This window comes from Campylobacter sp. RM5063 (genome assembly GCF_024723655.1).
GTDB lineage: Bacteria > Campylobacterota > Campylobacteria > Campylobacterales > Campylobacteraceae > Campylobacter_D > Campylobacter_D lari_D.
Map to the genome: position 1 here is coordinate 1 of NZ_JANQDA010000025.1, position 16,105 is coordinate 16,105.

At 28.9% G+C, this 16,105-nt stretch carries 16 protein-coding genes and 1 tRNA gene; 2 read left to right on the forward strand and 15 right to left on the reverse strand.

The annotated features are described in order from the left end of the window. Positions 1-15: 15 nt before the first annotated feature. From CAMP5063_RS07570 to kpsM, 10 genes are all read right to left on the reverse strand, one after another. Positions 16-1,317: a glycosyltransferase family 2 protein gene (locus CAMP5063_RS07570; RefSeq protein ID WP_337195101.1), complete on the reverse strand. Its 1,302-nt coding sequence runs from the start codon at positions 1,315-1,317 to the stop codon at positions 16-18. After that, the gene (locus tag CAMP5063_RS07575; protein ID WP_263693693.1) at positions 1,301-2,212 is read right to left on the reverse strand and encodes a hypothetical protein; all 912 of its coding nucleotides are present in this window, start codon (positions 2,210-2,212) and stop codon (positions 1,301-1,303) included. The genes CAMP5063_RS07570 and CAMP5063_RS07575 overlap by 17 nt, the downstream gene beginning before the upstream one ends. Before the next feature lie 194 nt (positions 2,213-2,406). Next, a complete protein-coding gene (locus CAMP5063_RS07580) occupies positions 2,407-3,432 on the reverse strand; it encodes a hypothetical protein (RefSeq protein WP_263693695.1) in 1,026 nt (341 codons plus the stop codon). Further along, the gene (locus CAMP5063_RS07585) at positions 3,425-4,615 is read right to left on the reverse strand and encodes a CDP-glycerol glycerophosphotransferase family protein (RefSeq protein ID WP_337195102.1); all 1,191 of its coding nucleotides are present in this window, start codon (positions 4,613-4,615) and stop codon (positions 3,425-3,427) included. The genes CAMP5063_RS07580 and CAMP5063_RS07585 overlap by 8 nt, the downstream gene beginning before the upstream one ends. Continuing rightward, the gene (gene ispD / locus CAMP5063_RS07590; protein WP_337195103.1) at positions 4,615-5,991 is read right to left on the reverse strand and encodes a 2-C-methyl-D-erythritol 4-phosphate cytidylyltransferase; all 1,377 of its coding nucleotides are present in this window, start codon (positions 5,989-5,991) and stop codon (positions 4,615-4,617) included. The genes CAMP5063_RS07585 and ispD overlap by 1 nt, the downstream gene beginning before the upstream one ends. 26 nt (positions 5,992-6,017) lie before the next feature. Beyond that, positions 6,018-6,974: a KpsF/GutQ family sugar-phosphate isomerase gene (locus CAMP5063_RS07595; protein ID WP_442863216.1), complete on the reverse strand. Its 957-nt coding sequence runs from the start codon at positions 6,972-6,974 to the stop codon at positions 6,018-6,020. An 8-nt stretch (positions 6,975-6,982) separates the two neighbouring features. Then, positions 6,983-8,626 (reverse strand): polysaccharide biosynthesis/export family protein, encoded by a 1,644-nt coding sequence (locus CAMP5063_RS07600; protein WP_337195104.1) that lies wholly within the window; start codon positions 8,624-8,626, stop codon positions 6,983-6,985. Further along, on the reverse strand, positions 8,626-9,741 hold the full coding sequence (locus tag CAMP5063_RS07605; protein WP_337195105.1) for a capsule biosynthesis protein: 1,116 nt from the start codon (positions 9,739-9,741) through the stop codon (positions 8,626-8,628). Before CAMP5063_RS07605 ends, CAMP5063_RS07600 begins: the two co-directional genes overlap by 1 nt. Then, on the reverse strand, positions 9,731-10,402 hold the full coding sequence (locus CAMP5063_RS07610; RefSeq protein ID WP_337195106.1) for an ABC transporter ATP-binding protein: 672 nt from the start codon (positions 10,400-10,402) through the stop codon (positions 9,731-9,733). Before CAMP5063_RS07610 ends, CAMP5063_RS07605 begins: the two co-directional genes overlap by 11 nt. After that, the gene (gene kpsM / locus CAMP5063_RS07615) at positions 10,399-11,175 is read right to left on the reverse strand and encodes a capsule polysaccharide transporter KpsM (RefSeq protein WP_337195107.1); all 777 of its coding nucleotides are present in this window, start codon (positions 11,173-11,175) and stop codon (positions 10,399-10,401) included. The genes CAMP5063_RS07610 and kpsM overlap by 4 nt, the downstream gene beginning before the upstream one ends. Before the next feature lie 81 nt (positions 11,176-11,256). On the opposite strand from kpsM, the gene CAMP5063_RS07620 reads away from it, so the two are divergent. Then, the gene (locus tag CAMP5063_RS07620) at positions 11,257-12,054 is read left to right on the forward strand and encodes a ferritin-like domain-containing protein (RefSeq protein WP_263728811.1); all 798 of its coding nucleotides are present in this window, start codon (positions 11,257-11,259) and stop codon (positions 12,052-12,054) included. Positions 12,055-12,057: 3 nt separating this feature from the next. Here CAMP5063_RS07620 and CAMP5063_RS07625 read toward each other — a convergent pair. The 4 genes from CAMP5063_RS07625 to acpP form a co-directional block, all read right to left on the reverse strand. Beyond that, a tRNA-Phe gene (locus CAMP5063_RS07625) sits at positions 12,058-12,133 on the reverse strand. Positions 12,134-12,201: 68 nt separating this feature from the next. Continuing rightward, positions 12,202-13,137 (reverse strand): acetyl-CoA carboxylase carboxyltransferase subunit alpha, encoded by a 936-nt coding sequence (locus CAMP5063_RS07630; protein ID WP_263728812.1) that lies wholly within the window; start codon positions 13,135-13,137, stop codon positions 12,202-12,204. A 1-nt stretch (position 13,138) separates the two neighbouring features. After that, on the reverse strand, positions 13,139-14,353 hold the full coding sequence (locus CAMP5063_RS07635) for a beta-ketoacyl-ACP synthase II (protein WP_263669524.1): 1,215 nt from the start codon (positions 14,351-14,353) through the stop codon (positions 13,139-13,141). Positions 14,354-14,379: 26 nt separating this feature from the next. Continuing rightward, the gene (gene acpP, locus CAMP5063_RS07640; protein ID WP_039617517.1) at positions 14,380-14,613 is read right to left on the reverse strand and encodes an acyl carrier protein; all 234 of its coding nucleotides are present in this window, start codon (positions 14,611-14,613) and stop codon (positions 14,380-14,382) included. Positions 14,614-14,758: 145 nt separating this feature from the next. On the opposite strand from acpP, the gene tenA reads away from it, so the two are divergent. Then, positions 14,759-15,424 (forward strand): thiaminase II, encoded by a 666-nt coding sequence (gene tenA, locus CAMP5063_RS07645; protein WP_337195108.1) that lies wholly within the window; start codon positions 14,759-14,761, stop codon positions 15,422-15,424. Positions 15,425-15,439: 15 nt separating this feature from the next. Here tenA and CAMP5063_RS07650 read toward each other — a convergent pair. Next, positions 15,440-16,105 (reverse strand): nucleoside recognition domain-containing protein (locus CAMP5063_RS07650; protein ID WP_337195109.1); only part of this gene is annotated, 666 nt, incomplete at its 5' end.

The window sequence follows — 16,105 nt, forward strand, 5'->3', positions numbered from 1 at the left end:
TACTTTTTTCATGCTTTATCCTTGATTTTCAACAATAGCTTTTTTTATACTTTTACACATAGCACTTAAGTCACATGTGTCGTTAAAAATTAAAATTTTATGATCTTTTTTTTCTAAAATATTTCCTTTGTATGTTTCAAAAAATTTAGAGTCATTTCTACAAAACATCCATATTTTAACATTTTTTGTTTTTTCGTTAACTTCAATATCAAAAGCTATTCTATTATTATCAAAAATAAAATCCAAAACAACTACTTTATTTTCAAAAATCCAAGCTTTATTAAAACCTTTTTCTTTTTCAAATTCTTTTTCTATTTTTTGACAAAAATCTTGTAAAATTTTAGAGTCATTTGAAAGTTCAAAAAATGTTTTAAAATCTTTAGACAAAAACAATAAAACAAGCAGTCTTTCTTTTTCGTAAATTTGCTTCAGCTCAAACATTTCCTTATGCAAGTTAAATAAATCAGATGCAAAACTAAAAATTCTAATCAAATTTTCATTATTTATTTTATCTTTCTTACAGACATCTCTTAAATGTTCCACACACCTTATTAAAAGTGCATTATAAAATTTAATTTTAAAATTAATCTCCCTATTACTGCAATAAAGACTCTGTATTGTATAAAAATATATATGAAATAGTTTTTCTAAAGTCATTTTTTTCTTGGATAGATGAGGTTCATCATGCAAACTCGCAAAATAATAATCTCTATCTGCCAAAATAGATATATTTTTAGCATAAAGCAAAGCTGTAGCACCAAATAACATATCTTCGCACACATTAACTGTAACATCAAATAAAATATTATTTTCTCTTAGCATCTTAGTTTTAAACATTTTAAAAATTCTTAAAGTTCTCATTAAATGATTTTTTTCTATATCTGCTTTATCAACAATAGGATGCTTGAAAGGTCTTTTTGTAACAGTCCTTGCGTTTAACTCCATTTTAAAATAAACAATATCACTATCATTTTTTAACGCTATATTAATACCGTTTTCTAAAAGTTTAGAATCTATATAATCATCTGAGTCTAAAAAAAACACATACTTTCCTAAACTCGCTTTTATACCCTCATTTCTTGGTGTACTAGCATTACCAGAGGGAACTTCTCTTTTGATAATCCTATAATTAATGTTTTTATTTATCAACCCTTCTATTGCCTCAATACTTCTGTCTATTGAAGCATCATCCACAAAAATTACTTCCCACCTAGACTTATCCAATGTTTGAGTATTAATAGAATTTATACATGATTGGATTAAATTCTCTCTATTATACACGGGTACAATTATACTTACATCATATTTTATTTCCATAACTTTCCTTACTCACAAAATCAACCAACCAATCTACTCTTTTATTTTTTGGCATAATTTTTAGCTCATCAAAAGAATATCCTATATAAAAGTTTTTTATTTGTTTTAATCCTTCAAAATTTTCAACTTTAACCGCATCTGATTGTATAGCGATTTTAGCATAATAATCTTTTAATATTTGCCTATCAACTATAGCATTTTTTGTTTTATTAACAAAAATAAATGTTGGTATATACTCATTCAAAAGCTGTATTTCCATAGCCGATACATCAACAAAAGCTTGATATATAGGATAAATATCTTTACTAGATCTTTTTTTAAAAAAATTATTTAAAAAACTATTCTTATGGTTATATATTCCTATGCTTTCCACTCCTAAATTATGAGATTTTAAAAATTTTATACCTTGATTTAAATATTTTTTGTATTTTTTATCTCTATGACCTGTATTAGGATGCGCCTGAATGATAATTTTTTTAATACCACTTTCTTGTGCATATTTTTGTATTCTTTTAAAAGCATACAAATCTTCACTTAAACTGCTATATTGCTCTGTTTTAACACCACCTTCCCATGTAGGAGCATAAAGGATATAAGCATTTTTTTTGTCATTTGTTTTTTTAAAAACACTTTTACCAATAAAAGTATCACCCATTTTTATAAGCCTACAATTATCCACATCATGCTTTGTAAAAATTCCATATTCTAGATACCTATTTATGCCAGCATCACCAGCGCATACTATATAATCATAAATCCTTATAATAGGTTTAATACTTGCAAGCTTATTACTTTCTCCATGTGTGATAAATATATGCTTAGCATTTCTATATGTTAGAATTCTACAATTTGACTGAGCATTAAATAAATAAAAAATCACTTTATAAGAACTCATGTCAAGCTTATTTACACTAAAAAAATATTCGTGATTTATTTTATATTTCTTTAATTGTCTTTTATAATACAAAAAAGATTCTTTGTAATATTTAAATACTACCTTTGTATTATTACAATCAAAAACACCTTCGATAAAATAGTTTATTAGTTGATTTATAGCACCCTTTATTTTATTATCTAAATATATTACTCTCACAAATCCACTCTCAAAATTTCTTTTTGAAATTTTTCATCAATAATATATTTTTTACCTAAATAATAATTTATATATTCATCCGGAATTTCCTCATAAGTGTTATTTATAAAATAATCTTGCAATTCTTCAAATAAAGAAAATAAAAATATTTTTTCTAATGGAAAATCTTTATTTCTCAAAAACATATCAGTAGAGAAATTATATGAACGGTATATACAAATAGGGATATTATTGATGATAAACTTTTCATTATATGAATTTAAATCACATAAAATAAAACTACTTTCTTTTAACAACTCATCAGAAAAAACCGTATAAATAAAACACTCGATATTATTTCTTAAGAGTACTTCTTTTAATTGCAATGCAATATTATTAGAAAATTTATTATTTTTTTTATCCAACATAGAAAATACAAATTTAATTTTCATATTTTTTTCAATCGAATAGTTTATCAGCAGTTGAATACTATCAATTACCACATTGTCAACAACAGAAAAAACACATAAAATAGAATCTTTTTGCTTGTTATTTAACACATTCTTTAATTGAGGCTTTCCTATTTTTAAAATTTTTATATTTATATCCTCAATACTACATTTTATCTTATCAATAATACTTTGAGATTGTAACCATAGCTCATCATAAGCTTTTAACACTTTTGTAGTTTGCATATCTCTATTATAATTTTCATTTCCAATAAATATATGCTTATACTCATTAAATCTTAACAAGTGAATATTATTAGAAGAATTAGACATATAAAAAATTGCTTTTAAATTAACAAATTTATTTAAAACACCTTCTGCTTCAAGAGAATCTTGAGCAAAAAAAACACTGATAGTGCGATATTCATTTTTTATTGTTTTATATAAATTTTTATTACGAACTAAAATACCAAATTTTATCTCTGATTTAAAAAATTCTGGTAACCAATATAAAAGGTGTTCATAACCTATTTTAAAATTTTCTCCCGTATGAATGAGTATTGTTATACCTGCAAACTTGTTATTTTTAAACACTACTATCCTCACTTATTTTTTGCAATTGCTTAATAAAAGTTTCTTTTAACGTATCTTCTGTATTGATTATATATTTTTGAGCTTTTAATCTATTTTGCCAAAGAAAATCATCACCGCTAATAACCCTACAAACTAACTTACTTAATTCTTCAGGTGAAGAAAAAATATAACAATATTCCTCATAAGACATATTACTTTTTGCTATTTTTATATTTTTATCCTTAGGTATATATAAAAATATAGGAGCATTAACAGCTAAACACTCAGAAACAACAGCAGAAATATCACAAACAAACATATTTGATTTTATAATGTATTTATGCAATGAATCATATTTTGAGATTACTCTTATTTCTTTTTCTTTACTTAGCAAATGCTCTAAATTCAAAAATCTTTTTTCCTTTTTTCCTGAAAATGGATGAAGTTTAATAGAAATATTTATCTTTTGAAAGTTAGAATTATTTTGTAGTTTGTTTATATTTTGCAAAGCCATATCCAAAGAAGAGTAATCTTGCTCTTTATAAGTTCCTTCCCAAGTAGGTAAATAGAGTAAATTAATCCTTCCTTCAAATCTATCTCTCCAGTCTAATTTACTTTTTTTTAAAACATCTAACAAATTAGGTCTTCCTATCTTTAAATGTTTTAAACCATTGAGATTAAAACCAGCATTTAGCATTCTATCTATATGAGCCTCTCCTGCAACCCAATTTTCATCATAAACTCTAAAAAATTTATGCGCACTTGAACTTTTGTCACTATCCCCATGTCCTATAAATATATGTTTTATATGTGTTTGATAAAATAAATGAAAATTATTTCCAGTGTTTGAAGGATAAAAACAAGTTTTAATAGAAGAAAATGTATTAAAAAAAACATCCACCTCTTTTTTATCTTTTAAATAAACCACACTCGCCTCAGGATATCTATCTTGAATTAGCTTTAATGCCTCAAGACATCTTGCAATAATAATAAAATTAACCTCTGATTTTTTAAAATACAAATACCACATACTAATATGAGAAAGCGCATTTTCTCCTTGCTCTCCTGTATGTAAAACTATAGGATATCTACATAAAACATTTGGAAGATTTTCTTCTATATCATATTTTTTTCTTATTAAATTTAAGATCATATCTTTAAAAAATAACTTAGGGTTGTTTAATAATTTTGAAATTTTACTCATTATTTCTCCAAAACTACATCAACAATTTGTCCAGTAAAATCTGATAACAATGTATTAATCGCAACATAAGCAACATCCATAGACTTTAGCAATGTGTCTGGATCTTCTTTTCCAAAATTTGAAACACGCATAGGCGTTAAAGTTCTTTGCGGATTAATACAATTAATTTTAACTTTATTTCTTATCATAAATTCCTCCGCTAAAGCTTGTGTCAAATTAACAACAGCAGCTTTTGACGAACTATATAAAGAATAACCCGAACGACCTCTTGTATAGGAACTTGATGTAAAATTTAAAAGCTGACCTGAAGTTTTTTCTAAAAATGGTAATGATAGCTTAGCAACATTTATCGCGCCAATGTAATTAATATTAACAATTTCTAAAATTTTGCTATATTCAACAGCTTCCAATGGCTGATGAATTAAAATTGAAGCAGTATTAACAACAAAATCTATTTTACCATATTTTTGAGCAACATATTTTAAATCCCTTTCTACATCAGAAATTGATGCAACATTTGTATTAGTACTACTTCTACTAAAAGATTCTACATTAGCCCCATATTGTCTAGCAATACTTGCTATATCAAATCCAATTCCATACGAACCACCAAAAACAACTATTGTTTTATTTTGAAGATTTTGATTATAATATTCATAGCTATATTGATCATTATTAGATATATTGTTAAATTGAAATATTTTATCAGCCATTGCTAAATCTTGCATATGAGTAATTTTTATATTTTTTAATTCGCCAGAAACTACATATATTTTTTCATCTGGAAGATATTTTTTTACTATACCACAGTCATCAGTTGGAGTAAATTCTCTATCTTTATTAGCTAACTCATATGCTTTTTTTATTGTTTCAAGTTTGAATGCTTGTGGTGTTTGTCCTTGCATCATAAATTTTCTAGGAGGAATATTTTTAATATTATTATCACATACTTCGATAATTGTATCTGTAGCTGATATTGCCACATCAATAGCATTATATTGCTGCAAAGCTTCAACAACATTATCGATAATCTTATTACTTACAAAAGGTCTAACCGCATCATGAAAAATAAGATTAACACTCTCATTATCATATGCTGAAATTGCATTAAATGATGAGTCTTTTCTTTCTTCTCCGCCATTAATCACTTTTTTTACTTTATAATATTGATTTTTCAGAATCAATTCATTAATTTTATCCTTAAAGTCACTTTTGATAACAATACAAATTTCGTCTATATAACGATGTTTTTCGAAAGTTTCTATTGTGTGTTCAATAATTGTTTTTCCTGCTAATTTTGCAAATTGTTTAGGAAAATTTAAGCCAAATCTACTACCACTTCCTCCAGCAAGAATTATCGCTATATTTTTTCTCATAATATTCCCTTTTTGTAATTTCCAAATTAAACATTACCTATCGCATAAAGTTGTATAATACCTACTATTTTTTCATCTTGAGTGACAACTATTTCTTTTATTTTATGTTTTAACATAAGCTCTTCTGCTTCACTTGCCATAGCACTTGCTTCTATAGTTTTAGGTTTTTCACTCATGATTTCTTTAGCTTTAAAATCAAATCTTGGCTTACCGTTTGCCCTTAAAGCTCTTCTTAAGTCCCCATCTGTGATGATTCCAACTAGCTTTTCATTTTCAAGTACTATACAAAGTCCTAACTTACCACTAGTCATCACATCAACCAACTCATTAAACTCACTCTCAGGGCTTACTATAGGCAAATTATTTGACACCATCAAATCACTCACTCTGGTTAAAAGCTTTCTACCTAAACTTCCTCCTGGATGAAATAAAGCAAAATCATCGGGCTTAAATTTCCTCGCTCTCATCAAAGCTACTGCTATAGCATCACCCATCGCTAAAGTAGCGGTAGTAGAAGAAGTTGGAGCAAGCTGAAGTGGGCAAGCTTCTTTTTTTACTGCTATGTTTATAAAAATATCAGCTTGCTTAGCTAAAGTGGAATTTTGATTTCCTGCCATAACAATCAAAGGAATTTTTCTTTTTTTAATCACTGGTATGAGTTTTAAAACCTCTTCAGTTTCTCCTGAATTTGAAATAGCCAAAAGCACATCTTCACTTGTAAGCATACCAAGATCTCCATGTAATGCTTCACCCGGATGCATAAAAAAACTTGGAGTACCTGTGCTAGCCAAGGTTGCAGCTATCTTAGCTCCTATATGGCCTGACTTACCCATACCACTTACTACACATCTACCTTTGATAGATAAAATCAGCTCAATGGTTTTATTAAAATCTTCATCTAAATTATCACATAAATCTAAAATCGTTTTTGACTCTATCTCAAAAACTTCTTTGGCTATTTTAATCGCATCTATTTGGCTCATCTAAATTCCTACATTTTCAATACTACATTAGTTGCAATAGCTATTTGATATAAAATTTGTGTTAGCATGCTAAAAATTTGGAGATTTTGACTATCTACTTTTGGTAAAACTAAAATAGAATCTCCCGCTTTGATATCTGCTGAACTTCTACCACTGTATTTAGTTGCTTTACCATTAGCATTGATTACTAAAACTCTTGATACATCTGCTCTATCACTAAAACCACCTGCTAGGTTGATATAATATCTTAATTTTTCTTTATCCATATACACAAACGCACCTGGTATAGAAACTTCACCTTGAACTAAAACAAGATTATTTTTACTAGGTACATTTACTACATCACCTTCTTCTAATACTATAGAATTATACGCTTTGACATTGTCTATAACGATTTGTCCTTTTGGTTGAGCTTGTTTTGCACGCGCAATAAATTCTAAAATTGTTTTAGCTTGAGTAGCTCTAATACTAGCTTGCTCAGCATTAACCGAAGAGCTTGTTAGAGCTAGTGTTTCAAGCTCTTTAAGTTGGGCTTCAATAAGTTGTTTTTGGGTAGCTGCTACACTTTTTCTAAAAACCTGTAAAGCGTTAATGTTTGATTGATCATTAACTATAATCATTTTAGCAAGTTCAGCCAAGGTTGTGCCTTTTTTTATCACTACTGAGTGCAAACCACTATGCTCACCTTCTATACTAATACTAATATTTTGCGCAGTATAATCAGGTCTAAACTCTATCTCATCACCATTATATAACTTCACACCTAAAAACTGCCTTTTGCTGTAAGCATCCACATGTAATTTATGATCATCTCTATAGCTTTTTACCACAGCATTAGTTACTATAGGCTTAGCACCTGCAACTCTAGCTATATCTTCTAAATTTAAAATATCATTACTTAACTCAAATCTAAAGGGCTTTTGCACATCTCCTTCAACAAAAACATACTTTTGCACACTACCCACTAAAATCACATCACCCATTCTAAAAGGAAAAAGATCAAGCTGACCCTTAAGTAAAAAATCATACAAGTCTACTTTTTTAATAACTTTATTATCTCTTAAAATTTGAATATCTCTAAAACTACCATATTCTAAATTAATTCCACTTGCTTTATCTAAATACTGTATAATAGAATCTGAACTTAATCCTTGATAAAGGCCTGGTTGATTCACATTTCCTGTAACAAAAACTGATACATTTTGATAAATATCCATATCTGCATATACATAGACATTGCTTTTATAAATTTTATTAATAGCTTTTGTAATAACTTGTACCAAAGCACTATTTTTCACACCCAAAAGATTAATAGCACCTACTTTTGGTATGAAAATATTTCCTTGAGAATCTACTGTTAAGGTTTGTATAAACTCTACTGCGCCCCAAATTTTTACATTAATCCTATCGCCTACTGCTAGTTTATAATCAGGATTATAAACATGTTGGGTAAATTTAGTAAAGTTTCCATTAAACAAATGTGCACCAAAAACTTTAACATTTATAATTGCTGTTTTATTTAAATCACTTTGTAAAAATTCTTTATCTTGAATTTGCTTTATACTATCTGCTTGTGTTTTTGCGATTTGAGAAACATCTACCGCAGAAAATAAAAATAAAGGTAAAAGTAAAAATAAAATTATCTTTCTCATTAGTATCTATGCTCCTCTATAATCATTTTAATAAATTTAACAATTCCATAAATCAAAGATAAAATCATAAAAGCTGTGAGTACATTATACAAAGCTTCTGGATATTTAGCACTTTGAGGTAAGCTTGGACTTTGCACTATAACCACCTGCTTTATCTTTCTTAAAGCTTCTATCCTAGCACTCTCATATGCTTTTAATGCAGCTGTGTAAGCACTTTCTGCAAAACCTGCCTCTATGGTTAGATCTTGGAATTTAGCTGCAAGATCGTTGAGTTTTTGAGAGGATTTTGGGGATGAAACTTTGGATTTTTCTTTTTGAAGTTGTTTTTTTAAAGCTGTGATTTCACTTTTTATAGTAACAATTTGTGGTGCATTATCATTTATATAACTTTGCATCATTAGAAGCTTAGCTTCTTTGGCTGCTATTTTTGATTCAAGTTCAGCTATGAGTTTTAGAGTACTTTCTGCTTGTTTGAGCGGATCAAATACTCCATATTTATTTTGAAAAGCCAAAAGCTCATCTTTAGCCTTTTGATATCTTTTTTTAAACTGCAAAAGTTCTTCTTCAGCAAATCGCATTTGATCTCTTGCAGCTTTATGTGAAATTTCATTGATAAATTTTTCACTTTCTTTAACTATAGTTGAAGCTATCAAATGTGCACTTTTTGGGTCAAAACCTTCAACTTCTACACGCAAAAGTCCATTAGCTGAGTTTTCTTGAGTAATTTTAACACGGTTTTGATAATACTTTAAAAACTCTTCCTGATTAGCTGATGAAGAAATACTATAAAAAAAATCAAGTTTTTGTTTTTGATATAACTCACGAATTTGAACTTTTTCTTCTAAGATATTTAGCATATCTAAAGAATGAATATAAGATTTTAAATAATTAATATCCTCACTTGAAAAAGAATTATTAGTCAAAAATGCAGCAATTCCGGTAATAGCTCCGTTATCTCCTTTGATTGATTTTACACTTAAAACACTTTCACTCACATAGCGATTTGCTGCTATAAAAACATAATAGAATACAACAAATGCTGTCAAAATCAACACTATTTTAAAAGAATTAAATATTTCTAAATTTTTAAGTTTTTTTAATAAGTCATTTTGCATTTATTTTTCCTTGATATACCGCTATACCCTCATCTACATCATCATATATAGTAGCTTGTCCATCTTGCATGAATATAATTTTATCACACCATTGTTTAATTTCAGCTACATTATGCGAAACCATGATAACTTTTGACCTACTTAATTTTTCTTTATAGATTTTAGAGCTTTTTTCTCTAAATTTAGGATCTCCCACAGCACCTGCTTCATCAATTAAATAATAATCAAAATCAAAAGCCATACTTAAACCAAAAGATATCCTAGCACTCATTCCAGATGAATAAGTATTCATAGGCTCATCAAAAAATTTACCAAGCTCAGCAAAATCTTCCACAAATTTAATCTTTTCTTCTAAAGCTTTTCCTTTATAACCATATACTCTAGCCACAAAGCGTGCATTATCTCTTGCTGAAAGTCTGTGTTGAAATGCACCTGCCAAACCTAGAGGCCAAGATAATTTTTTATTAGTTATAATCTTACCTCTATCAGGAAGCAAGGAGCCGCTTAAAAGCTTCATTAAAGTAGATTTTCCAGCACCATTGCGTCCCATTAAACCTATACTGCAATTTTCAGGAAATTCAAAACTTAAGTTTTTAAAAACATAATGCCTTCCACCATTGCGTAAAGGAAAAGATTTTGTTAAATTAACTAATTTTATCATCGCACTGCTATCAACTTTTCTCTAGTAAAATAATAAAAAAACAATCCCAAAAACAAAATTACACTTAAACATGCAATAGGATAATAGTAATTATAATCATCAAGTAATGGATAATTTTGAAAAAAATTATATTTTAAAAGCTCCATAATATGTAAAAGTGGATTGTAATATAAAATGTCTAAAATAGGTTTTGGAACTATCCATATAGGAAATACAACCAATGATGTCCAATGCAAAACTTTTTTTAAATAACTTAAAGCCATTTTTAATGGTTCTGCAAAATGTCCTGCTATAGCAAAACACATTCCCATAGCAAAACCAAACATCACAAGCAAAAAAAGCGAAAACATCACTTCTAAAAAGTGTTTAGGTATAACTTGCATATGCAAAAACCATCCAGCTAAAAACATCACACAAATAAAAATAGTAAAATAAATGCAAAACTCAAGCATAGTCCTAGCAATAAAGACATGTATAGGTTTTACTGGCTTATAAGCAAATAAAGTTAGATTAGAACTAATGCCATTTAAAAGCTGATTAATAATACTTCTAAACATAAAAAAAGGTATAATCCCTACTGCTAAAAATAAAAAGATAGAAACACCCTCGGGCATGATTTGATGGTGAAACTCTCTAATAAGTGTGATTATAGAAGTAATCACTAAAATTACCATCATAGGCTCTCCGATTACCCAAAAATAGCCCAAATATTTATTAATACCAAATCTTGTCTTTAACTCTCTAAAAAAAAGAGCATGTATGACATTAAACATATTTTTAGCAAACCTTTTTAAATTTTCAAAATTTTTATATTATACTTTTTTATCTTATATAATATTTAACAAGGTTTAAAAATGAAAAGAAATTTCTTTAAAGAATTAGAAAAAATTTTATATCACAAAGATATTTTTAAAAAGATTGAATTATTTAATGAATTTTATGAAAATTTTAAATCTAATTTGTATGATTTTAATCATTCACATGAAGCGATCATTTATGAAAACTCACAAGTTAAAATCCTTCATCCTATGAAAATAAGGCGTCCAAAAGAAGCAAATAGTACTTTATCTTTAGCTAAAATATTACATTCAGTTGCACATATAGAATATAGTGCTATAAATTTGGCCTTAGATGCTAGTTATAGATTTAAAAATTTGCCATTGAAATTTTATCAAGATTGGCTTGAGGTAGCTGATGAGGAAATTAAGCATTTTTTACTTTTAGAAAAAACTTTAAATGAACTTGGTTTTAAATATGGAGATTTTCATGCTCATGATAATCTTGAAAAAGCCTTATTTTTAACCAAAGATAATCTTGCTCATAGAATGGGCATAGTGCATAGAGGACTTGAAGCAAAAGGACTTGATGCCAATCCTTTTGTCTTAGAAAAATTAAACACAACTAATCATCCTATAAAAAGTTTATTTAGTGAAATTTTCACCATTATATTAAATGATGAGATTAAACATGTAAATAAAGGAGATTTTTGGTGGAATTATGCAAAAAATGAAAATGACGATTACCTTGATCTTTGTGCCAAATATAAAGAATTTAATCTTTTAGGAAAAGTATATAACAAAACAGCTAGAATACAAGCAGGGTTTAACGAAAATGAACTTCAAAAATTAGATGATTTTTATAATAGAAAATAAAGATGGTGGTTAGAGGCAGAATCGAACTGCCGACACGCAGATTTTCAGTCTGCTGCTCTACCGACTGAGCTATCCAACCACTGAATTGAAGTTGTAATTATACAATAGTTTTTTTAAAAAAAGTTGAAATTTGCATAAAAATGCAAATCATTCAGCAAAAGCTCCAAATTTAAAGATTTTTTGCATTCTTAATGCAGCTAATTCGCGTTTATCGTATTGTTCTAACTCTTCTATAGCTTTTAAGACATAATCACTTAAATTTTTAATCGCGTTTTCTTTATCTCTATGAGCTCCACTCATTGGCTCTTCGATAACATCATCTATTAAACCTTGAGTTTTTAAATCATCAGCAGTTACTTTCATCGCCTTAGTAGCAGCTTCACTTTTTGATGGATCATTCCATAAAATAGCAGCACAACCCTCAGGTGAAATCACAGAAAAAACTGAATTTTTCATCATAGCAAGTTTATCAGCTACTCCTATAGCCAAAGCACCACCACTTCCACCTTCGCCTATAACTACTGCTATAGTGATTGTTTTAAGGGCGCTTAACTCATATAAATTTCTAGCTATAGCCTCACTTTGACCACGCTCTTCAGCACCCACTCCTGGGTAAGCACCCGGAGTATCCACTAAAAATAACACCGGTATGTCAAATTTTTCAGCCATTTTTGCTACTCTTAGAGCTTTTCTATAACCTTCAGGATGAGGCATACCAAAATTTCTATGAAGTTTATCTTTAGTACCTCTACCTTTTTGCTCACCTATAACAATAATTTTTTTCCCACCTATATAACCTACATAACACACAATAGCAGGATCATCTCTAAAAGCACGATCGCCATGAATTTCATAAGCATCACTTAGTATAGCTTGAATATAATCAAGCGCATAAGGACGATCAGGATGTCTTGCAAGCTGTAAGCGTTGGTAATCACTTAAATTTTTATAAACTTTTTGAGTTTCTTTTTCAAGGTTTTTTTCTAAAATTTTTACTGCTTCATCATCGCCTTTGATTTTAGCATTTGCTAAATCCTCATCAATTTGCTGAATATTTTTTTCAAAATCTAAATAAGAAGCCATATTAATCTACTTTTTTGAAGATCACACAACCATTTGTTCCACCGAAACCAAAAGAATTGCTCATTACAACATTAACTTCGCTTTTTCTTGCAGTATTTGGTATATAGTCAAGATCGCAATTTTCATCTGCTACGATTTGATTGATAGTTGGTGGTAATACACCTTGATCAAGTGCCATTAAAGAAATAACAGCTTCAATAGCACCAGCAGCACCCAAACAATGGCCTGTTTGACCTTTTGTAGAACTAACTAAAGGAATTTGATCTTTGAAAAGTTCTTTAATAGCTGCTGTTTCATTTTTATCATTTACTGGAGTAGAAGTTCCGTGTGCATTAATATAATCTACTTTTGGATTTCCTGCCATTTTTAAGGCTTTTTTCATAGCACGCAATGGCCCTTCTAAAGTAGGTGAAGTGATATGATGTGCATCTGCACTTTCGCCAAAACCTACCAACTCAGCATAAATTTTAGCTCCACGCTTTTTAGCAGCCTCATACTCTTCAAACACTAAAGCACCAGCACCCTCACCCATTACAAAACCATCTCTTTCTTTATCAAATGGTCTTGAAGCCTTAGCTGGATCATCGTTTCTAGTAGAAAGAGCTTTCATAGCAGCAAAGCCACCTATACCCACAGCACAAATGGCTGCTTCAGCACCTACTACAAGCATTTTATCTGCATTGCCTAAAGCTATACTTTTATAAGCTTCGCCTATAGCATGAGTTCCTGCTGCACAAGCAGTTACGCATGAGATATTTGGTCCTTGTAATCCATGCTCGATTGAAATAATCCCACCAAGCATATTAACTAAAGCAGATGGTATGAAAAAAGGAGTAATTTTACGTGGTCCACGCTGTGCGCAAGTAACGGAATTTTTTTCTATATTTGGTAAACCACCTATACCAGCTGCTGAAACTACACCAAATTCTTCTTTATTTAAAGTTTCATCAAATTTAGCATCTTCCATAGCTTCTTTTGCTGCTTTAATACCAAGTTGTATAAAACGATCTATTTTTTTAACCTCTTTAGCATCACAGACACTTAAAGGATCAAAATTTTTTACTTCAGCAGCAATTTGCACTGGAAAATCAGTGGTATCAAAAAGAGTGATTTTATCAACGCCACTTTTGCCATCACAAATTGCTTTAAATGAACTATCTTTGTCTAAGCCAAGAGCATTGATCATTCCTATACCTGTTACTACAACGCGTTTCAAACCGCACTCCTTATTAAAAATTAAAATTATTTTTGAAGATTTTCTATATAATTAACAACATCTTCAATTTTTACTAGTTTTTCAGCATCACTGTCTGGAATTTCCACATCAAATTTTTCTTCTAAAGCCATAACTAATTCAACAACATCCAAAGAGTCAGCACCTAAATCTTCAATGATTTTAGATTCCATTTTAACTGCATCTTCATCAACACTAAGTTGCTCAACAACTACTTTTTTTACATCATCAAAAATTGCCATTTTTATCTCCTAGTTTAAAAAATTAAAACGCATTTTACAATAAAAAAATAAATTTCTTGTTTAAAAAGTTAAAAATTAAAGATTATTACGAAAAATTTAATTATCTGTGTTTAAATAAAAGCTTAAATTTTAGCAAAGGAAATTTATGCTTTTGGATAAACTTATAAAAGAAAATAAAAAAACTTGGGAGCAATACATCTATCATGAATTTGTAAAAAAACTTCAAAATGGTACTTTAGAAAAAGATACATTTTTGTTTTATCTTAAACAAGATTATATTTTTTTAAATAATTATGCAAAATGCTATGCTTTGCTTGCTTTAAATGCAAACAACGCTAAAGAAATTCAATTTGCCATTAAAAATCAAAACTACACTTTAGAAGGAGAATTGGAACTTCACAGAAGTATTTTAAAACTAGGCATTGATGTAGAAAAACTTGACTATAAAGATGAAAGTTTAACTAATATTGCTTATACAAGATACTTACTAAGTGTGGGACAAAATGGAGATTATTTGGATATGCTGTGTGCTTTGAGTGCTTGTGCTATAGGTTATGCATATATAGGGGAAGAAATTTATAAAGGACTTAGTGAAAAAAGCTTAGAAAATCATCCTTACAAAGAGTGGATTTTAACCTATGCAGGTAAAGAATTTCAAGATGAAATTAAAGAATTTAAAGACTTTTTTAATTCTTATACAAATAGCATTAGTGAAGAAAAATTTAAAAAATTAAACGAAATTTTTTATACTACTATAAGACTTGAAACGGCCTTTTGGCAACACTCTTTAGAGCAAAAAATGGAAATTTAATCATCATAAAGATGATTAAATTATCAATTTAGTAATATTAATCCCTACAAAAGCGATCAAATACGCACATAAAGATGTGAATATAAAAAGATACCATGCATATTTTTTATTTCCCGCTTCTTTAGCAAAAACTATAGTTGCTGCAAAGCAAGGATTATAAATCATAACAAAAAGTATAAAAGCAACTGCTGTGCTAAAAGGGATGTTTTCTTTTATGGCTTCTTGTAAATTTAAACTTGTCTCATCAACTTCATCACCTAAAGAATAAAGCACACCCATAGTAGAAATCATCACTTCTTTAGCCGCTAAACCACTTACCAAAGATACACTAAGTTTCCAATCAAAGCCAAGTGGTGCAAAAATAGGCTCTATTGCTTTGCCAAATTGTCCAAGATAACTATTTTCTATCTGAAGCTCTTGAGTTAAAGCATCTTGAGTATTATTTTCTTGTGCAGGAAAATTACTCGCAAACCAAATAAGCAAAGAAGCTATTAAAATAAATGTTCCTGCTTTTTTTAAATACATTTTGGCTTTATTAAACACCATAAACCATACCAAATTCCAATTTGGCATTCTATATTTTGGCATTTCCATTACAAAAGGTTCATCTTGTCCTCTAAAAGCGCTCATTCTTAAAATCTTAGCTGCAATCAAACCCAAAAACGCACCCAAAAGATAAAT